Origin of the sequence: Muricoccus radiodurans, assembly GCF_050154705.1 — a bacterium.
In the GTDB taxonomy this organism is placed as follows: Bacteria; Pseudomonadota; Alphaproteobacteria; order Acetobacterales; family Acetobacteraceae; genus Roseomonas; species Roseomonas radiodurans.
On the sequence record NZ_CP189561.1, the window covers coordinates 5,933,568 to 5,951,036 of the forward strand.

General features: G+C 72.5%; 22 protein-coding genes. 19 read left to right on the forward strand and 3 right to left on the reverse strand.

All coding sequences use genetic code 11. From position 1 onward, the window contains the following. Positions 1–271: 271 nt before the first annotated feature. From ACP6CK_RS27560 to ACP6CK_RS27620, 13 genes are all read left to right on the forward strand, one after another. A complete protein-coding gene (locus ACP6CK_RS27560; RefSeq protein WP_426956534.1) occupies positions 272–532 on the forward strand; it encodes a hypothetical protein in 261 nt (86 codons plus the stop codon). A 143-nt stretch (positions 533–675) separates the two neighbouring features. Then, a complete protein-coding gene (gene fabD, locus ACP6CK_RS27565) occupies positions 676–1,635 on the forward strand; it encodes an ACP S-malonyltransferase (protein ID WP_426959991.1) in 960 nt (319 codons plus the stop codon). Further along, entirely contained in the window at positions 1,632–2,078 is a 447-nt protein-coding gene (locus ACP6CK_RS27570; protein WP_426956535.1) for a GNAT family N-acetyltransferase, read from the forward strand. Before fabD ends, ACP6CK_RS27570 begins: the two co-directional genes overlap by 4 nt. Next, positions 2,079–2,816, forward strand: coding sequence for a 3-oxoacyl-[acyl-carrier-protein] reductase (gene fabG, locus ACP6CK_RS27575; RefSeq protein WP_426956536.1), 738 nt, complete (start codon positions 2,079–2,081; stop codon positions 2,814–2,816). A 119-nt stretch (positions 2,817–2,935) separates the two neighbouring features. Then, positions 2,936–4,072 (forward strand): tetratricopeptide repeat protein, encoded by a 1,137-nt coding sequence (locus ACP6CK_RS27580; protein WP_426956537.1) that lies wholly within the window; start codon positions 2,936–2,938, stop codon positions 4,070–4,072. Positions 4,073–4,253: 181 nt separating this feature from the next. Next, entirely contained in the window at positions 4,254–5,222 is a 969-nt protein-coding gene (locus ACP6CK_RS27585; RefSeq protein WP_426956538.1) for a tripartite tricarboxylate transporter substrate binding protein, read from the forward strand. A gap of 5 nt (positions 5,223–5,227) precedes the next feature. Further along, on the forward strand, positions 5,228–5,890 hold the full coding sequence (locus ACP6CK_RS27590) for a hypothetical protein (RefSeq protein WP_426956539.1): 663 nt from the start codon (positions 5,228–5,230) through the stop codon (positions 5,888–5,890). A 211-nt stretch (positions 5,891–6,101) separates the two neighbouring features. Beyond that, positions 6,102–6,341 carry an acyl carrier protein gene (locus ACP6CK_RS27595; RefSeq protein WP_426956540.1) on the forward strand — a complete coding sequence of 80 codons (240 nt, stop codon included), beginning with the start codon at positions 6,102–6,104 and terminating at the stop codon, positions 6,339–6,341. Positions 6,342–6,496: 155 nt separating this feature from the next. Next, positions 6,497–7,780, forward strand: a complete 1,284-nt coding sequence (gene fabF, locus ACP6CK_RS27600; protein WP_426956542.1) for a beta-ketoacyl-ACP synthase II — start codon at positions 6,497–6,499, stop codon at positions 7,778–7,780. Positions 7,781–7,822: 42 nt separating this feature from the next. Continuing rightward, positions 7,823–8,041, forward strand: a complete 219-nt coding sequence (locus ACP6CK_RS27605) for a hypothetical protein (RefSeq protein WP_426956544.1) — start codon at positions 7,823–7,825, stop codon at positions 8,039–8,041. Between the two features lie 31 nt (positions 8,042–8,072). Then, on the forward strand, positions 8,073–9,101 hold the full coding sequence (mltG, locus tag ACP6CK_RS27610) for an endolytic transglycosylase MltG (RefSeq protein ID WP_426956545.1): 1,029 nt from the start codon (positions 8,073–8,075) through the stop codon (positions 9,099–9,101). Between the two features lie 21 nt (positions 9,102–9,122). Next, the gene (locus tag ACP6CK_RS27615; protein WP_426956546.1) at positions 9,123–10,016 is read left to right on the forward strand and encodes a DMT family transporter; all 894 of its coding nucleotides are present in this window, start codon (positions 9,123–9,125) and stop codon (positions 10,014–10,016) included. Positions 10,017–10,090: 74 nt separating this feature from the next. Further along, the gene (locus tag ACP6CK_RS27620; protein WP_426956547.1) at positions 10,091–10,849 is read left to right on the forward strand and encodes a TerC family protein; all 759 of its coding nucleotides are present in this window, start codon (positions 10,091–10,093) and stop codon (positions 10,847–10,849) included. On the opposite strand, the gene ACP6CK_RS27625 is transcribed toward ACP6CK_RS27620, so the two are convergent. Next, entirely contained in the window at positions 10,815–11,597 is a 783-nt protein-coding gene (locus ACP6CK_RS27625; protein ID WP_426956548.1) for an SDR family NAD(P)-dependent oxidoreductase, read from the reverse strand. The two genes, ACP6CK_RS27620 and ACP6CK_RS27625, sit on opposite strands and share 35 nt — an antisense overlap. A 27-nt stretch (positions 11,598–11,624) precedes the next feature. On the opposite strand from ACP6CK_RS27625, the gene ACP6CK_RS27630 reads away from it, so the two are divergent. From ACP6CK_RS27630 to ACP6CK_RS27640, 3 genes are read left to right on the forward strand one after another with little or no spacing between them, the layout of a single operon-like run. Beyond that, positions 11,625–12,518, forward strand: a complete 894-nt coding sequence (locus ACP6CK_RS27630; protein ID WP_426956549.1) for a YicC/YloC family endoribonuclease — start codon at positions 11,625–11,627, stop codon at positions 12,516–12,518. Continuing rightward, positions 12,515–13,147 carry a guanylate kinase gene (gene gmk / locus ACP6CK_RS27635; RefSeq protein WP_426956550.1) on the forward strand — a complete coding sequence of 211 codons (633 nt, stop codon included), beginning with the start codon at positions 12,515–12,517 and terminating at the stop codon, positions 13,145–13,147. The genes ACP6CK_RS27630 and gmk overlap by 4 nt, the downstream gene beginning before the upstream one ends. A 4-nt stretch (positions 13,148–13,151) precedes the next feature. After that, positions 13,152–14,075 carry an AEC family transporter gene (locus ACP6CK_RS27640; protein WP_426956551.1) on the forward strand — a complete coding sequence of 308 codons (924 nt, stop codon included), beginning with the start codon at positions 13,152–13,154 and terminating at the stop codon, positions 14,073–14,075. Positions 14,076–14,081: 6 nt separating this feature from the next. Here ACP6CK_RS27640 and ACP6CK_RS27645 read toward each other — a convergent pair whose 3' ends face one another. Continuing rightward, entirely contained in the window at positions 14,082–14,357 is a 276-nt protein-coding gene (locus ACP6CK_RS27645; protein WP_426956552.1) for an usg protein, read from the reverse strand. 245 nt (positions 14,358–14,602) lie between these two features. Between ACP6CK_RS27645 and groES the strand changes: the two genes are divergently transcribed. The 3 genes from groES (at position 14,603) to ACP6CK_RS27660 (ending at position 16,931) form a co-directional block, all read left to right on the forward strand. Next, positions 14,603–14,917 (forward strand): co-chaperone GroES, encoded by a 315-nt coding sequence (gene groES, locus ACP6CK_RS27650; protein WP_426956553.1) that lies wholly within the window; start codon positions 14,603–14,605, stop codon positions 14,915–14,917. 28 nt (positions 14,918–14,945) lie between these two features. After that, positions 14,946–16,592: a chaperonin GroEL gene (gene groL, locus ACP6CK_RS27655; protein ID WP_426956554.1), complete on the forward strand. Its 1,647-nt coding sequence runs from the start codon at positions 14,946–14,948 to the stop codon at positions 16,590–16,592. Between the two features lie 129 nt (positions 16,593–16,721). Continuing rightward, on the forward strand, positions 16,722–16,931 hold the full coding sequence (locus ACP6CK_RS27660) for a cold-shock protein (protein ID WP_426956555.1): 210 nt from the start codon (positions 16,722–16,724) through the stop codon (positions 16,929–16,931). A gap of 9 nt (positions 16,932–16,940) precedes the next feature. Here the strand turns inward: ACP6CK_RS27660 and ACP6CK_RS27665 are convergent, their stop codons facing one another. Next, on the reverse strand, positions 16,941–17,450 hold the full coding sequence (locus tag ACP6CK_RS27665) for a hypothetical protein (protein ID WP_426956556.1): 510 nt from the start codon (positions 17,448–17,450) through the stop codon (positions 16,941–16,943). Positions 17,451–17,469: the final 19 nt, after the last annotated feature.

Below are 17,469 nucleotides of genomic sequence, written 5' to 3' on the forward strand. Positions count from 1 at the left end.
GCCGGCGCGGGATGCGATGGCGGAATGGGCATAGCCGCGCGCGATGCCTCGCGCCCGGCAGGGGAGGCGGCGTGTAGCCGGGGCGTGGGCGCGCTGCAAGGGCCGCGCGCCCGGTCCAACGCTCCGGTAACATTGTTGCGCGGCGGGGTCCTGCCCCGGCTCTGCCGCAATGCCGCCGCAGCCCGCCCTTTCCATACCCTTTCAGCGGAATGGAACCGCGCGGCTCCTCGTGCGCTTCCGACATCGCTGGTGAACAAGGAAGGGAACCTGCATGCCCACGCTCCCCCGTCTCGCGCTCGTCGCCGCCCTGGCGCTCGGCGCGCCGCTCTTCGCCGGTAGCGCCTCGGCCGCGCCGGCCTCGGCCGCCCCGATGATCGGTGCCGCGGTCGCCGATCAGAGCCTCGTGGAGGATGTGCGCTACGTCACGCGCTGCCGCCCGCGGATCGTCTCCCGCCGCGACCGTTTCGGCCGTCCGGTGACGGTGCGGCGCGAGGTCTGCCGCCGGGTCTGGGTCGGCCGCGGCCGCTACTAGGCCACGGCGCCGCCGCGGCGCCGTCGTCCGGAACGGGCGGGGAGGGTCCGGGAGCACGCCTCCCGGACCGTCTCGCCGTGGTTGACAGCCCGGTGGTGCGGCCCTACCCCGCCGCGCCGCGTTCCCGGGAGGTCTCGAACCACATGGCCATCGCCTTCGTCTTTCCCGGCCAGGGCAGTCAGGCCGTCGGCATGGGCCGCGACCTCGCCGCCGCCTTCCTCCCGGCGCGGGAGGTCTTCGAGGCGGTGGACGAGACCCTCAAGCAGAACCTCTCCCGCCTCATGTTCGAGGGGCCAGCCGAAGAGCTGACCCTCACCGCCAACGCGCAGCCCGCGCTGATGGCCGTCTCGCTGGCGGTGCTCCGCGTGCTGGAGAAGGAGGGCGGGATCGACCTGCGGACGAAGGTCGCCCTCGTCGCTGGCCACTCGCTCGGGGAATATTCCGCCCTCGCCGCCGCCGGCGCGCTCGACGTGCCGCAGGCCGCCCGGTTGCTGCGGCTGCGTGGGGACGCCATGCAGAAGGCGGTCCCCGCCGGCACCGGCGCCATGGCCGCCCTGCTGGGCGCCGAGATGGAGCAGGCCGCCGCCATCTGCGCCCGCGCCGCCGAGGATCCCGTGACCGGCGAGACCGAGGTGGTCCAGGCCGCCAACGACAATGGCGGCGGGCAGGTCGTGATCTCCGGCCACAAGGGCGCCGTGGAGCGCGCGGTTGAGCTGGCGAAGGCGGAGGGCATCCGCCGCGCCATGATCCTGCCCGTCTCCGCTCCCTTCCACTGCGCCCTGATGGCCCCGGCCGCCGACGCGATGGGAGAGGCGCTGGAGCGCGACCCGCCGAAGGCCCCGGCGATCCCCGTGATCGCCAACGTGACTGCCGACAAGGTGACGGACCCCGACACGATCCGCGACCTGCTGGTCCGGCAGGTCACCGGCACCGTCCGCTGGCGGGAATGCGTGGCCGCCATGGCGACGATGGGCTGCGACACCTTCGTCGAGGTCGGCTCCGGCAAGGTCCTGACCGGCCTGATGAAGCGCAACGCGCCCGAGGCCCGCGCCCTCGCCTGCGGCACGCCCGCCGAGATCGAGGCCGTGCTGAAGGCCCTGTGACACCGGTCGCCACCCTCTCCGACACGCCCGACGAGGCCGCGATCGGGGCGGTCCTGCGCGGCCTCTCCGCCTTCAACGAGGCGGCGGTCGGGGGCGGCCCGCTCCAGGGACCGCCGCTCTTCGTGTTCCTGCGGGACGGGGAGGCGGGGGAGGCCCTCGGCGGGCTGGTCGGCCGGGTCTATGGCGGCTGGCTCTATGTGGAGCTGCTCTACCTGCCGGAGGCGCTGCGCGGCGGCGGCTGGGGCCGCCGCCTCATGGGGATGGCCGAGGAAGAGGCGCGGCGCCGCGGCCTCTTCGGTATTCGCCTGTCCACCTATTCCTTCCAGGCCCGCGGCTTCTACGAGGGGCTCGGCTACGCCGTGTACGGGGAATTGCCGGACTGCCCGCCCGGCCATGTGATGTACGCGCTGGCCAAGCGCCTCGCACCTTTGGGAGACGCCTGAATGTTCGACCTGACCGGCAAGGCCGCCCTCGTTACCGGCGCCACGGGCGGCATCGGCGCCGCGATCGCTCGCGCCCTGCACGCCCAGGGCGCGCGCGTCGCCCTGACCGGCCGGCGGGAGGCGGAGCTGCAATCCCTCGCCGCCGAGCTGGGCGAGCGTGCCCTGATCGCCCCCGCCGACCTCTCCGACCCCGCCGCCCCGGCCGCGCTGGTGGAGAAGGTGGAGGCCGAGTTCGGCGCCCTCGACATCCTGGTGAACAATGCCGGGCTGACGCGGGACGGGCTCGCGCTTCGGATGGGCGACAAGGACTGGTCCGACGTGATCGAGGTCGACCTGACCGCCCCCTTCCGCCTGGCGCGCGCGTCCCTGCGCGGGATGATGAAGCGCCGCTCCGGCCGGATCATCTCGATCGCCTCCATCGTCGGCGTCACCGGCAATCCGGGCCAGGCGAACTACGCCGCCGCCAAGGCCGGGCTGATCGGCATGAGCAAGGCGCTGGCCCAGGAGGTGGCGCCCCGCGGCGTGACGGTGAATGTGGTGGCGCCCGGCTTCATCAAGACCGCCATGACGGACGCGCTGAACGACGCCCAGAAGGCGACGCTGATGGGCCGCATCCCCATGGGCCGCATGGGCGCCTCCGAGGACATCGCGGCGGCCGTCACCTACCTCGCCTCGAACGAGGCGGCCTGGGTGACGGGCGTGACGCTGCACGTGAACGGCGGCATGGCGATGATCTGAGGGCGGCGGGCCGGACGTTCCGGCTCGCACCCCGCCGCGCTACCCTGGCCGGGCAGGACCGGGGATCCCATGCCCAGCGACGCCGCGCCGCCCTTCCTCTTCGATTCCCCAATCTGCGCGTGCGCGTCGCGACCATCCCGGGCGATGACGGCACGCTGGTCATCACCTTCCCGAGCTATGACCGCGAGGCCCGGCGCGACGGCCCCGCCTTCGCCGAGCGCCTGTTGCGGCGCCACGGCCTCTCCGCGATCCACGTCACCGTCGGCTGGAGCCACTGGTTCCAGGTGCCGGAAACCGACGCGGCACTGGCCGCCATCCGCGCCGTCGCCCGCTCCTTCCGGCGCGTGGTGACCTATGGTTCGAGCATGGGCGGCTACGCCGCCGCGGCCTGCAGCCGCGGGGTGGGCGCGCACGCGATCCTCGCCCTCTGCCCGCAGATCTCGGTGGATCGCGCCAAGGTGCCCTGGGAGCCGCACTGGGCGGAGGCGGCCGCGCGGATCGCGGCGACGACGGGTTTCGGGCGCGACGACATGGCGTCCAACCTCGCCCGTGACGCCGCGCTGCACCTCGTCTTCGATCCGCGCATGCGGGATGCGCGGCACGCGGCGCCTCTTCTGGCGCTGTCCGCCCGACCCCGGCCTCTTCTCCTGCCCTTCTCAGGCCACTCCGTCGGGGAATTCCTGCGGGATGCCGGTGCGCTTCGCGGCTACGTGCTGTCGGTGCTTCGGGGCGAGGGCGGGGCGGAGGCGGCGGCGCGGCGCGCGGTCCGCCCCTGGCGGCGCGGGAGCGCCACCTGGTGGATGAACCTCTCGCTCCGCGCTCAGCGCCGTCCAGCCCTGGCGGTCGCGGCCGCCCGACGGGCGCTGGAGCTCGCGCCGGAGAACGAGCACGCCCTGCGGGCCCTCGGCGACGCGCACCGGGCGGCGGGGGATGCGGCCCAGGCGGCCCGGCTCTACGCCGGGCTCGTGACGCGTGCGCCCCGCAACGGCCTTTACCGGCTGTTGCTGGCGGATTCGCTCCTGCGCACGGGGCACGTCTCCCAGGCGGCGAAGGCCTATGCGGCGGCCGCGGGGCTTCGCCCGGATGATCACCGGCCGCAGATCGGCCTCTGCGCGGCGCTCGCCATCGCGGGCAAGACGGCCTCGGCGCGGGCCGCCCTGGAGCGCGCCAAGGTCCTCGGCGCGCCGCGTGAGGTGCTGAGGCGGGCGGGTGAGGGCCTCTCGCCGGCCGTGCCGGGGAGAGCGGCCGCCGGCTGATCCCGCCTGCGGTGGCCATCTCGGCGGCCGCCCCGCCCCCGGAATGCCCGGGTGCGGCAGCACGGGCCGGGGGCGCGGCGTGCGGACCGGAACCGGCCCGGCGGGACCGGGCGCTCGCTGCTTGACGGTGCCGGGACGCGGCGCCCAGGCTCGCGCCAACGTCCAGGGATTCCTCTTCGTGATGGCAGGCCGTCGCCTCTTCGGGCTCTCCGCGGCGGCACTCGCCGCGGCGCCCCTCGCCGCGCGGGCGCAGTCCTTCCCCGCCCGCCCGCTGCGCCTCGTCGTGCCCTTCCCGGCGGGCGGGGCGAGCGACATCATCGGCCGCACCCTCGCCGCCCATATGGCCGAGACGCTCGGCCAGCCGGTGGTCGTGGACAACCGGCCCGGCGCGAACACGGCCATCGGGGCGGAGGCGGTGGCGCGGGCGGCGCCGGACGGCCACACCCTCCTGCTCAGCACGCCGACCACCCTCGCGATCGCGCCGCATCTCGGCACGCCGCTGCCCTATCGGGTGGAACAGCTCGCCCAGGTCGGGCTGGTGGTGCGGATGCCCTTCGTGATGGTGTCGTCGCTGCTCTACCCACCCGATACGGTCCAGGCGGTGATCGCCGACGCGAAGGCACGACCCGGCGCGGTGAATTTCGCCAGCCACGGCCGGGCCGGCTCCGCCCATCTCGTCGGGGAGCTGTGGCGGACGGCCGCGGGCGTGGACATCGTGCCGATCCATTACACCGGCAACGCGCCCGCCACGGTGGACATCGTCGCCGGCCGCGTGCAGCTGATGTTCGACGGCAGCCCGACCGCGCTGGCCGCCCACCGCAACCGTCAGATGCGGGCCTTGGCGATCATGAGCGAGCGCCGCTCCCCCCTGGCCCCCGACGTCCCGACGATGGAGGAGGCCGGCCTGCCCGGTCTCACCGCCTACAGCTGGTACGGCGTCAGCGCGCCCGCCGGCACGCCGGAGCCGGTCATGGCGCGGCTGGAAGGGGCCGTGGCACGGGCCGTGGCCGATCCCGCGGTGCGCAACCGCTTCATCGCGGACGGGCTGGAACCGACGCCGATGGACCGCGCCGGCTACGTCCGGATGGTGGCGGAGGAATCCGACAAGTGGCGGCGCGTGATCGAGCCGCTGAAGGGGCAGTTCGAGTAGCCGCCATGCCCGAGGAAATCGTCTACGTCGCCGAGCTGAACATCGCCCCGGTCGACCTGCCCGGCTTCTCCGATTGGTATGCCGGGCGCCACGCGCCGGACCTCTACCAGCTCGGCTTCCGCACCTGCACCTCCTACCGGGGCGTCGCGGGGGCGATGGACGTGGTGGACGTCTACGAGGCCGCGTCCTGGGACATCGTGGACAGCGACGGGTATCGCCGCATGAAGGCGAAGGACCTTCATGCCGCCCCGGCCTGCAAGCCCCGCACGGACTGGACCCATACGATCTACAACTACTCCCCGCGCGTCCCGGCCGCCCGGCATCCGTTGGACGCGGACTGGATCACCCTGGTCCGTTTCGGCGCAGGGGAGGCGGAGGAGGACGCGGTTGCCGCCTGGCTGCTCGAGGAGGGGGAGGCGGCCTATGCGGCGCTCGGCGCCCGCAGCGTCCGGCTGGTCCGGCGCGGGAAGGATCACCCCACCCTCAAGAGCCGCCGCGCCCGCTGTGCCCTGCTGGCCGAATGGGCGCAGGAGCCGCCCGAGGCGGGGCGGGACCTGTCCCTCCTGCCGCCCGGGATCGCCGGGGCTCTGCGGCCGGACGATCCCTTCACCGGCTTCCGCCTTTATCCCTGGCCCGATGCCGTCGCCTTGCGTCAGCGGGTGGGATAGCGGGACAACCCGGGGCCTGTTCCGGCGCTAAGCTCCGGGCGGGAGGGACGCCGTCTTCTTTGACGCGTGAAACTTCCATGTTAGACGCCGCGCCGGCCAGGCGCCGGGACTCCACCAGGACCCCGGCCGCCGGCGCAGGATCAGACCGCCGGCGGAGGCCCGCCGGGGTGCCACGGGACCGGCGGGAACCGCCGCAGGAGAGAGAAGCGCGATGAGCGAGACCGCCGACCGGGTGAAGAAGATCGTCGTGGAGCACCTCGGCGTCGAGGAGGCGAAGGTGACGCCGGAGGCGTCCTTCATCGATGACCTCGGTGCCGACAGCCTCGACACGGTCGAGCTGGTCATGGCCTTCGAGGAGGCCTTCGGGGTCGAGATCCCCGACGACGCCGCCGAGAAGATCACCACCGTCGGCGACGCCATCAAGTACATCGACGAGCACAAGACCGCCTGATCGGCGGACCGGCCGGGCGCCGGCGACCCCCCCCCGGGGGTCGTGGCGCAGCGGCCGGACGGGGCGGCCCGCCCCGCGCGGGACAGCCCGCCAGTCAAGGACCGGAGCGCCCCCGCCGCGGCGGGCGAGATGCTTCCGGCGGGAGAAGCCAGAGCGTGTTTGCCCATCTGTCCGCGCCCCGTCGCGTCGTCGTCACCGGCATGGGCATCGCCTGCCCGCTCGGTCTCGGCGTGGAACGCGTTTGGAAGCGGATGCTGGCCGGGGAATCCGGCATCCGCGCCATCCAGTCCTTCGACGTGGCGAACCTGCCCGCGAAGATCGCCGGCACCGTGCCCGCGGGCACGAAGGCCGATGGCGGCCTGGATCTGGCCGAGTGGATCCCGGTCAAGGACCAGAAGAAGATGGACCGCTTCATCCAGCTCGCGCTGGTGGCGGCCACCGAGGCGGTCGAGGATTCCGGCTGGATGCCGGAGAACGAGGAGGATCGCCGCGCCACGGGCGTGATGATCGGCTCCGGCATCGGCGGCCTGCAGACGATCTACGAGGCGTCGCTCCAGATCGGCGCCGGCAAGCACCGGCGCATCTCGCCCTTCTTCATCCCCTCCGCGCTGATCAACCTCGCCTCCGGGCACGTCTCCATCAAGTACGGCTTCAAGGGCCCGAACCACTCGGTGGTGACGGCCTGCGCGACGGGGGTGCATGCCCTCGGCGACGCGGCGCGGCTCATCGCGCTGGGCGATGCCGACGTCATGGTGGCCGGCGGGGCCGAGGCCGCGGTGACGGAGCTCGGCATGGCCGGCTTCTCCGCCTCCCGCGCCCTGTCCACCGGCTTCAACGACACCCCGCCGCAGGCGTCCCGCCCCTGGGACAAGGATCGCGACGGCTTCGTCATGGGTGAGGGCGCCGGCGTCCTCGTGCTCGAGGAGCTGGAGCACGCGAAGGCGCGGGGCGCGAAGATCTACGGCGAGGTGATCGGCTACGGCATGTCCGGCGACGCCTATCACATCACCGCCCCGGCCGAGGGGCACGAGGGCGCTTTCCGTGCCATGACCGCCTGCCTCGCCTCCGCGGGCACGGCGCCCGGCGAAGTCCAGTACATCAACGCCCACGGCACCAGCACGCCGCTTGGCGACGACCTGGAGCTGGAAGCGGTGGAGCGGCTTTTCGGGGACGACGCGAAGGGTGTTGCCATGTCCTCCACCAAGTCTGCGATCGGCCACCTTCTGGGTGCGGCCGGCGCGGTGGAGGCGATCTTCTCCCTCCTGGCGATCCGGGATGGGGTGGCACCGCCCACCCTGAACCTCGACGAGCCCTCCCGCGCCTCGGTCATCGACCGCGTCGCGAACGAGGCCCAGGAGCGGAAGATCGAGGTGGCGTTGTCCAACTCCTTCGGCTTCGGCGGGACGAACGCCTCCATCCTCTTCCGCCAGGCCGCCTGACCGGCGCTTGACCGCGCGCCGCAGGATTGATCCTCCGCCGACATGATCGGCGGAGGGGGAGATGCGGCGGCTGGAGCCCGCGGCCTGCTGTCCCGCACCTTCGTGGGCGAGAACGGGCTGGACTGCTGCTCCGGCAGCGTCCGCCTCGCCGCCGCGCTGGCCCCCGGAGTGCCGCGCCTTCGTCCCCACGCGGGACTGATGGCCCGGACGCGGGAGACCCGCTCGCCAATCCGGGTGGAATGCTCCATCTCTCCGGCATGAACGAAACGGTCCCCTCGGACGGCGCGCGCGCATGAGGTGGTTTCTCCGCGCCCTGCTGGTCCTGGTCCTGCTGGTCGCCCTCGTGGCCGGCGGCGCCGGCTGGTATGCCTGGAACCGCTACACCGCGCCGGGGCCGCTGCAGGCCCCGGCCCAGGCGCTGGTCCCGCGCGGCGGGACGGAGCAGATTGCCGAGGCGCTCGGCCGCGCCGGCGTCGTGGAATCGCCCCGTGATTTCGCCCTCGCCGCCCTCGTGACGCGCGGAGAGGGAGCCTTGCGGGCCGGGGAATACGTCTTTCCCGCCGGGGCCTCCCTGCGGGACGTGCTCGTCGTCCTGCGGACGGCCCGGCCGATCCAGCGCCGCCTCACGATCCCGGAGGGGCTGACCGCCCGCCAGATCGTCGCCCTGATCGACCGCGCGGACGGCCTGACCGGCGATACCCCGCCGATCGAGGAGGGGGCGGTCCTGCCCGAGACCTACCTCTTCCAGTACGGTGAGACGCGCGCCGCCATCATCCGCCGCGCCACCGCCGCCATGCAGGAGGCGCTGCGCGAGGCCTGGGCCTCCCGCGCGCCGGACCTCCCCATCTCCTCCCCGCGGGAGGCGCTGGTGCTGGCGAGCATCGTGGAGCGCGAGACCGGCCAGGAATCCGAGCGGCCCCGCGTCGCCTCGGTCTTCGTGAACCGCCTCCGCCGCAACATGCCGCTGCAATCCGACCCCACGGTGGCCTATGCGGCAGGGGAGGGGGCGCCGCTGGACAGGCCCCTGACCCGGGCGGACCTGGACCGCGACCACCCCTTCAACACCTACCGCAACCGCGGCCTGCCGCCGGCGCCGATCGCCGCCCCGGGCAAGGAGGCGCTGCGCGCCGTCACGCGGCCGGAGGCGACCGACCTTCTCTTCTTCGTGGCGGACGGCACCGGCGGCCACGCCTTCGCCCGCACGCTGGAGGAGCACAACCGCAACGTCGCCCGCTGGCGGGAGGTGGAGCGGGGCCGCGCCGGCGGGGCCGCACCGCCCCCGGGCCAGGCGGCCCCTGCGGCGCCGGCCCCCGCGCGCTGACCAAGGCCTGACAGAATCCGCGTGACCCAGGCGGCGCTCCTGCGCGGCTGGCCGCTCTGGTGGCGGTTGCTGCTCATCTCCGCCCTCTGGGGCTCGGCCTTCCCGGTCGTGCGCTACGCGGCCCGCTCCATGTCGCCCTTCGCGCTGGGCTTCGCGCGCGGCGCGGTGGCGGCCGTGGCGGTGATCGCGGTGGCGCTCGTCGCCCGCGCACTGACCGGGCTGCGGGGCGGCTTCCTTCGGAACGGCCTTGTCGTGGGCACGCTGAACGGCTGGCTGCCGAACACGATGACGGCGGCGGCGCTGGTGACCCTCGCCGCGGCCTCCGCCGCGCTCATCCAGTCGGTCGCGCCGCTTTTCGTCGCGCTGCTCTCCGTCGCCTTCCTGCCGGAGGAGCGGCCGGGACCGCGCACCTTCCTCGGCCTCGGGCTGGGCCTCGTGGGCATCGGCATCATCCTCGGGCCCGCGGCCCTGGCCGGCGGGGCGGGGCTGCTGGCCGGGGGGCTGATGCTCGCCACGGCGCTCTCCTATGCCTGCGGCACCGTCTATGTGCGCCGGGTCCGCCCGGGCTCGCCGCTCGCCCTCTCGGCGGGGCAGCAGCTCTTCGGGGCGACGGGGGCGGGGCTCCTGTCTCTGCTGTTCGATCCGCCCGCGGCGCTGGCCCAGCCGGTCCCGGTCTGGGTCGCGGTGCTCTGGATCGGCGTCCTCACCTCGGCCGTGCCACTGACCCTTTACCTCTCCCTCGTGCAACGGGCGCGGGCGACGGACGCCTCGATGACCGGCTACCTCCAGCCGGTTTTCGCCGCCCTGTTCGGGGCGGCGCTGCTGGAGGAGTGGCCGGAGACGCGGGTTCTGGCCGGCGGCGCGGTGGTGCTGGCAGGGGTTTGGCTGGCCACGACGGGAAAAAGCGGCCGTTGATCGACGCCGGACCCTTTCACCGGCCAAGCTGCACCCCCATACAGGCGCCACATTAACGAAAGGACATGTTCCGCGTGGAAGCCGAAGTTCTCATCGCCCTGGCGGCCCTCATCGGGATGGAGGTCGTCCTCGGGATCGACAACCTCGTCTTCATCGCGATCCTCACGAACCGGCTTCCACCGGAACGCCGCCGCTCCGCCCGCCTGATCGGCCTTGGCCTGGCGGTGGTGATGCGGCTGGGCATGCTCGGCGGCGTCGGCTGGCTGATGTCGCTGACGCAGCCGCTTCTCTACGGCTTCTCCGGCAAGGACCTGATCCTTCTGCTCGGCGGCCTCTTCCTGATCGGCAAGGCGGTGACGGAGATCCACCACCGCGTGGACCCGAACGCGCAGGAGCAGACGCACAAGGCCGACGCCGTCACCGCCTCGTTCGGCATGACGGTGTTCCAGATCATCCTCATCGACATGGTCTTCAGCGTGGACAGCATCCTGGCCGCGGTGGGACTGACGCAGGTCATGTGGGTGATCGTCGTCGCCATCCTCGTGTCGGTGGCGGTGATGCTGCTCTCCATGGATGCGCTGTCCAACTTCATGGAGAAGAACCCGACCGTCGTGATGCTGGCCCTCGCCTTCCTCGTGATGATCGGGATGGTCCTGGTCGCGGAGGGCATCGGCTATCACATGCCGAAGGGCTTCGTGTACGTCGCCATGGCCTTCGCCGCCGGCGTGGAGGGCCTGAACATCTGGGCCCGCCGCGCCACGGACCGGCGCACCGCGGCGGCGCCGCGGACCACCGGCCCTACGACGACGACCGTTTCGCAGGAAGTCCACTGAGCCAGCGAGCGGGCACCATCCCCAGCGCCCGCGCCGCCACGTAGATGGCGCGCGGGAAGACGATCCGGGTGCGGCCGGCGGCGATGCCGGCCAGCGTGCGACGCGCCGCCTCCTCCGGTTCCATGAGAAGGGGCATGGGAAAGCGGTTCGGCGCGGTCATTGGCGTGCGGACGAAGCCCGGGCAGACCGCGTGGAGCCGAACGCCGTCGCGCCGGGCAACGGGGTCCGTCGCCTCTACCCAGCGCTGCAGCGCCGCCTTGGAGGCGCAGTAGGCCGGCGCGCCGGGCGAGACGAGGAAGGCCGCGATGGAGGTGATCGCCGCGATCCGCCCGCGCACGCTGTCCGCGTCCGGCGGCTGGGCGCGTATCGCCTCCAGCGCCGGCAGCATCACGTTCAGCGCACCGGTCAGGTTCACCTCGAAGATGGCGCGGACCTGGGACGGCGATTCGGTGCCGTCCCCCGTGCCGGCGGAGGTGCCGGCGTTGGCGATCAGCAAGTCGAGCGGCCCGGCGCCGCGCACCCAGGCCTCGGCCGCCGCGGCGTCGCGCACGTCGAAGGCGGTCTCGGCCACCTCGGCGCCCGCCTCCCGGCAGGCTGCGGCGGTGCCCGCCAGCCGCGCCGCATCGCGTCCGGCGAGGTGCAGCACTTGGCCTGGCCCGGCGAGCGTCCGGGCCAGCGCCGCGCCGATCCCGGAGGAGGCGCCGGTGATCGCCGCGCGCGGCCAGGGGTGGGGAGCTTCTTGCGCCAAACCGCCTCCCGCGCCAAAGGGCCGCGCATGGCCATCCGATCCATGACCGGCTTCGCCCGCGCCGCGGGCACCCTGCCGGACGGTTCCTCCTTCGCCTGGGAGCTGCGCAGCGTCAACGGCCGGGGGCTCGACGTCCGGCTGCGACTTCCACCCGGTCTGGACGCGCTGGAGAGCCCATTGCGGGAGGCGGCGGCCGCCCGCTTCGCCCGCGGCAACATCAGCGCCAACCTGACCGTGAAGCGGGAGGATCGGGCGCCCCGCCTGACCCCCGATCCCGTCGCGCTGGAGCGGGCGATCGCGCTGGTCGAGGAGGTGGCGGCCATGCTCCCTGGCGCCGCCCCTGCACGGCCCGAATCGGTCCTCGCCCTGCCCGGCGTCCTCAAGACCGAGGTGGAGATCCCGGACGAGGCCGCCGAGGCCGCCCGCCGCGCCGCGATCCTCTCGGGCTTCAACACGGCGCTGGAGGACCTCTTCCACTCCCGCGCCGCGGAAGGGGCGAAGCTTCACCTCATCCTGACGACGCTGCTGGACGAGATCGAGGCGCTGCGGGGGGCGGCCGTGGCGGAGGCCGCCCGCCAGCCCGAGGCGCACCGCGCCCGCCTGAGCGCCGTGCTGGCGGAGTTGCTGGAGGGCGAGCGCCGCGTGCCGGAGGACCGGCTGGCCGCCGAGGTCGCGCTGCTCGCCGCCCGCTCCGACGTGCGGGAGGAGCTGGACCGCCTGGGCGCCCATGTCGAGGCGGCCCGCGCCCTGCTGGCCGAGGCGGCTCCGGTCGGCCGCAAGCTGGAATTCCTCACCCAGGAGTTCGGACGGGAGGCGAACACGCTCTCCGCCAAGTCGGGCTCCCTCGCGCTCACCCGGATCGCGCTGGACCTGAAGGCCGCGATCGAGCGGCTGCGCGAGCAGTCGGCGAACGTGGAATGACCCAGCCCCTGGGCCGCCGGCGCGGGCTCTGCCTCGTCCTCGTCGCCCCCTCCGGCGCCGGCAAGACGAGCATCTCCCGTGCGCTGCTGGCGCGCGAGGCGGAGCTCTCCCTCTCCATTTCCGCCACCACCCGGGCGGCACGGCCGGGGGAGGTGCATGGCGTCCACTATTTCTTCCACTCGATCGAAGAGTTCCTGGCCATGGAGGCCGAGAAGCTCTTCCTGGAGAGCGCCACCGTCTATGGCCGCCGCTACGGCACGCCGCGCGCGCCCGTGGAGGCCGCGCTGGCCGAGGGCCGCGACGTGCTGTTCGACGTGGACTGGCAGGGGCACCTGCTTCTGCGCGCCGCCATGCCGGAGGACGTCGTCGGCGTCTTCCTGCTCCCGCCCTCCCTCAAGGAGCTGGAGCGCCGCCTGCGGGCCCGCGGGCAGGACAGCGAGGAGGAGATCACCCGCCGCATGGGCAAGGCGCAGGACGATGCCTCCCACTGGCAGGAATTCGACCACGTCCTGATCAACACCGACTTCCAGGACACGGTGGACAGCGTCGCCGCCATCCTGCGTGCCGCCCGCACGGAGCGCGCGCGCAACCCCTGGCTGCCCGGCTTCATCGCGGACATGACGGCCTGATCCCGTGATCGGGGTGCTGGGCCTCGTCGCGCCGGTCTTCGCGCTCATCGCGCTCGGCTACGGCGCGGCGACCCGGAAGATGGTCTCGGACGAAGGGCTGAAGACCCTCAACGACTTCGCCTTCTATCTCTGCGCCCCGGCGCTGCTCTTCGCGGGCGCCAGCTCGGCGCCGGTGGGCGGCCGGGCCGGCGCGGTGTTCTTCGGCGGCGTGCTGGTGGTCTATGCGGTCGCCCTGCTGCTCGGGCGGAAGCTGCTCCGGCGGCGCTGGACCGAGAGCGGGGTGCTGGCGCTGAACAGCACCTTCGGCAACACCTTCATGCTCGGGCTGCCGATCGTGCTCTCGGCCTATGGTCCTGGCGGCGTGTCCGTGGCCGTCGCGATCATCGGACTGCACTCCCTCATCCTGCTGCCGATCACGACCGTGATCATGGAGATGGACCTCAACCGCGGCGCATCCCCGGTGAAGGTCGCCCTGGCGACGCTGCGCTCCGTCACGGCGCACCCGATCGTGGCGGCGGTGCTCGCGGGCTTCGCCTGGCACCTGCTGATGCCGCCCCTGCCCGTGCCCGTCCGGCGATTTCTGGACCTGCTGGGCGGAGGGATGGTGCCGATCCTTCTCTTCTGCCTCGGCGCCTCGCTCCGCAGCTTCGAGATCCGGCGGGAATGGGCGGACGCGGCACTGATCGGGGCGCTGAAGCTTTTCCTCCAGCCCGCCCTCGTCTGGGCCGCCAGCGCCGCGGCCGGCCTGTCTCCGCTGGAGAGCGCGGTCGCGGTCACCCTCGCCGCCATGCCCACAGGGGCCAACGCCTTCCTCATGGCGCGGCGCTACGCAGTGGGCATGGAGCGCTCCGGGGCAGCCGTGCTGATGACGACCGTCGCCTCCGTCCTCACGCTCTCCGTCGTCCTGGCGGCCTTCCCGGGTCGCTGACTCGGCTCAGTGCAGGTGGAACTGTCCCTCGGCATAGGTGAACTCCGCCGGCCGCCACAGCGCGGCGGAGGCGACTCGCACGGAGTGCAGGGGCCCGTGGATCTCGCGTGCCCAGAAATCCAGGAAGCCGTGCAGTTCCGGGAAGCCCGGCGCCCGGTCCACCTTCTGCCAGACAAAGGTCTGGAGAACCTTCGGGTGGTCCGGCATCCGGTAGAGGATCTCGGCCGTGGTCAGCCGCCAGTCGGGAATCCGGACGACGCGCTCGATGTCCCGCAGAAGCATGCCTGTCTCCCCTGATCGGGGCGGCGGGTGGCCGCCCGACCATCGAATGGTGCCACGCAACATCAATGCGCGAAGCCAAAAAATGTTTCCGATCAATGCATTGGCACTCCTGCACTGAGAGTGCTGCCGATCCTTGACGAAAGGGGGGCTGATCCCCTAGATCGCTGGCACTCGCCGGGATCGAGTGCTAACGGCGCCCGCCCCGGCCGGGTCCACCCCACTTCAAAGGCTCAGGAGAGGACCGCATGACGAAGTTCCGTCCCCTGCACGACCGCGTTCTCGTTCGCCGCGTCACGGCCGAAGAGAAGAGCGCCGGCGGCATCATCATCCCCGACACCGCCAAGGAGAAGCCGCAGGAGGGCGAGGTCATCGCCGTCGGCACCGGGACCCGCAACGACAAGGGCGAGATCACCGCGCTCGACGTGAAGGCCGGCGACCGCATCCTGTTCGGCAAGTGGTCGGGCACCGAGGTGAAGCTCGATGGCGAGGAGCTCCTGATCATGAAGGAGTCCGACATCATGGGCATCGTGGAGAACTCCACGCTCGCCAAGGCCGCCTGAGCCACAACGAGAAGAAGGAAGACAGAGAATGGCTGCCAAGGACGTCAAGTTCGGCGCCGGTGCCCGTGAGCGCATGCTCCGCGGCGTCGACATCCTCGCCGATGCGGTGAAGGTCACGCTCGGCCCGAAGGGCCGCAACGTCGTGCTCGACAAGAGCTTCGGCGCGCCGCGGATCACCAAGGACGGCGTGACCGTCGCCAAGGAGATCGAGCTGCACGACAAGTTCGAGAACATGGGCGCGCAGATGGTGCGCGAAGTGGCCTCGAAGACGAACGACATCGCGGGCGACGGCACCACCACCGCCACCGTGCTCGCCCAGGCCATCATCCGTGAGGGTGCCAAGGCCGTGGCCGCCGGCATGAACCCGATGGACCTGAAGCGCGGCATCGACAAGGCCGTGGCCGTCGTCGTGGAGGACCTGAAGTCCCACACGAAGAAGATCACGACCTCCGCCGAGGTGGCCCAGGTCGGCTCGCTCTCCGCGAACGGCGAGACCGAGATCGGCGAGATGATCGCCCAGGCGATGGAGAAGGTCGGCAACGAGGGCGTCATCACGGTCGAGGAAGCGAAGAGCATCCAGACCGAGCTCGACGTCGTCGAGGGCATGCAGTTCGACCGCGGCTACGTCTCCCCGTACTTCATCACGAACGCGGAGAAGATGGTCGCCGAGCTCGAGAACCCGTACGTCCTGATCCACGAGAAGAAGCTCTCCCAGCTGCAGCCGATGCTGCCGCTGCTGGAAGCCGTCGTGCAGTCCGGCCGTCCGCTGGTGATCGTGGCCGAGGACGTCGAGGGCGAGGCCCTGGCCACGCTCGTCGTCAACAAGCTGCGCGGCGGTCTGAAGATCGCGGCCGTGAAGGCGCCGGGCTTCGGTGATCGCCGCAAGGCGATGCTCGAGGACATCGCGATCCTGACGGGCGGCGAGGTGATCTCCGAGGACCTCGGCATCAAGCTCGAGAGCGTGACGCTGAACCAGCTCGGCCGGGCGAAGACGATCCGGATCGAGAAGGAGAACACCACGATCGTCGACGGTGCCGGCGAGAAGGAGGCCATCCAGGGCCGCGTGGAGCAGATCAAGGCGCAGATCGAGGAGACCACCTCGGACTACGACCGCGAGAAGCTGCAGGAGCGCCTGGCCAAGCTCGCGGGCGGCGTCGCGGTGATCCGCGTCGGCGGCTCGACCGAGGTTGAGGTGAAGGAGCGCAAGGACCGCGTGGACGACGCGCTGCACGCGACCCGCGCGGCCGTCGAGGAGGGCATCGTCCCCGGCGGTGGCGTGGCTCTGCTGCGCGCCTCCACCCGTCTGGGCGGCCTGAAGGGCGAGAACAGCGACCAGCAGGTCGGCATCGAGATCGTGCGCCGCGCGATCCAGGCGCCGGCGAAGCAGATCGCCGAGAACGCCGGCAAGGACGGCGCGGTGGTCGCGGGTGAGGTGCTCCGCACCGAGACCTACGAGCACGGCTACGACGCTCAGTCCGACGCCTACAAGAACCTTGTGGACGCCGGCATTATCGACCCGACCAAGGTCGTGCGCACCGCGCTGCAGGACGCCGCTTCGGTGGCCTCCCTGCTGATCACCACCGAGGCGATGGTGGCCGAGCGCCCGGCGAAGGCCGCGGCCCCGGCCGGCGGCCCCGGCGGCGGCATGGGCGGCATGGGCGACATGGACTTCTGATGGGTTTGCCGGCCGGGGTTCCCGGCCGGCGCCGATCGGCGGTATCGGGGAAGGGCGGTCCGGCAACGGGCCGCCCTTCTTCGCGTCAGCCTTGTTTGCGGCAGATGATCTAAGTCAGGGGGCCGAAACATGCCGACCGGCACGGTGATCTGGTACCAGCCCCACAAGGGCTACGGTTTCATCCGACCGGATGACGGCGGACCGGACGTGATGGTGCACGCCTCCGCGGTGGAAGCCGCGGGGCGCCGCGAACTCAGGAAGGGGGAGGAGGTACGCTACGAGGCGGAGCAGCGCCCGAAGACGCCCGCTCCCTCCGTCAAGCGCCTGCTGCCCGACTGACCCGGCCGGTCAGACCGGGTCTTCCCACACCTTCAGCGCGCGGGACCGGCGCAGCATCCCGGCGGCCCGCACGGACTGGTCCGCGCTCTGCGGCGCGACGGTGATCGTCGCGACCGCCTTCTCCGAATCCGGCTTCACGTCGGGGTTGGCAGCCGCCGCCACGCCCTCACTCGCGATCCCCGCGCCGGTGCCGGCCGCCACCGCCGCGGCAACGGCCGGCAGCGCGGCGCCGCCGGTGGCGATGACCACGCCCGCCGCCGCCATGCCCGCCCCGGCCGCCGCGATCCCGGTGCCCAGCGCGCGCAGGTTGCGGTGCTCATCCTCCTGCAGCGCCTCATTCGTGGAGGGCTGCGCGACGACGGCGGGCTGCGGGTCCGGCGTCGGCCCGCCGGTGGAAAGGGTGATCAGCTCCTCCGGGATCGCCTCGCCGCGCAGATAGCCGACCGCGGCCTCCGCATCCGCGTGGGATTCGAAGCTGGCATGGATTCGGCCGTGCCGGTGCTGAGGTTGTTCGGCCATCGCGGTGTCTCCCCGTCGC

Bases quoted from the DNA above. Each gene is read 5' to 3' on its own strand.
- groES (WP_426956553.1), top strand. From the start codon at position 14,603: ATGACGAAGTTCCGTCCCCTGCACGACCGCGTTCTCGTTCGCCGCGTC.
- fabG (WP_426956536.1), top strand. From the start codon at position 2,079: ATGTTCGACCTGACCGGCAAGGCCGCCCTCGTTACCGGCGCCACGGGC.
- groL (WP_426956554.1), top strand. From the start codon at position 14,946: ATGGCTGCCAAGGACGTCAAGTTCGGCGCCGGTGCCCGTGAGCGCATG.
- ACP6CK_RS27590 (WP_426956539.1), top strand. From the start codon at position 5,228: ATGCCCGAGGAAATCGTCTACGTCGCCGAGCTGAACATCGCCCCGGTC.
- mltG (WP_426956545.1), top strand. From the start codon at position 8,073: ATGAGGTGGTTTCTCCGCGCCCTGCTGGTCCTGGTCCTGCTGGTCGCC.
- ACP6CK_RS27595 (WP_426956540.1), top strand. From the start codon at position 6,102: ATGAGCGAGACCGCCGACCGGGTGAAGAAGATCGTCGTGGAGCACCTC.
- fabD (WP_426959991.1), top strand. From the start codon at position 676: ATGGCCATCGCCTTCGTCTTTCCCGGCCAGGGCAGTCAGGCCGTCGGC.
- ACP6CK_RS27560 (WP_426956534.1), top strand. From the start codon at position 272: ATGCCCACGCTCCCCCGTCTCGCGCTCGTCGCCGCCCTGGCGCTCGGC.
- ACP6CK_RS27645 (WP_426956552.1), bottom strand. From the start codon at position 14,357: ATGCTTCTGCGGGACATCGAGCGCGTCGTCCGGATTCCCGACTGGCGG.
- gmk (WP_426956550.1), top strand. From the start codon at position 12,515: ATGACCCAGCCCCTGGGCCGCCGGCGCGGGCTCTGCCTCGTCCTCGTC.
- ACP6CK_RS27585 (WP_426956538.1), top strand. From the start codon at position 4,254: ATGGCAGGCCGTCGCCTCTTCGGGCTCTCCGCGGCGGCACTCGCCGCG.
- ACP6CK_RS27665 (WP_426956556.1), bottom strand. From the start codon at position 17,450: ATGGCCGAACAACCTCAGCACCGGCACGGCCGAATCCATGCCAGCTTC.
- ACP6CK_RS27630 (WP_426956549.1), top strand. From the start codon at position 11,625: ATGGCCATCCGATCCATGACCGGCTTCGCCCGCGCCGCGGGCACCCTG.
- ACP6CK_RS27660 (WP_426956555.1), top strand. From the start codon at position 16,722: ATGCCGACCGGCACGGTGATCTGGTACCAGCCCCACAAGGGCTACGGT.
- ACP6CK_RS27605 (WP_426956544.1), top strand. From the start codon at position 7,823: ATGATCGGCGGAGGGGGAGATGCGGCGGCTGGAGCCCGCGGCCTGCTG.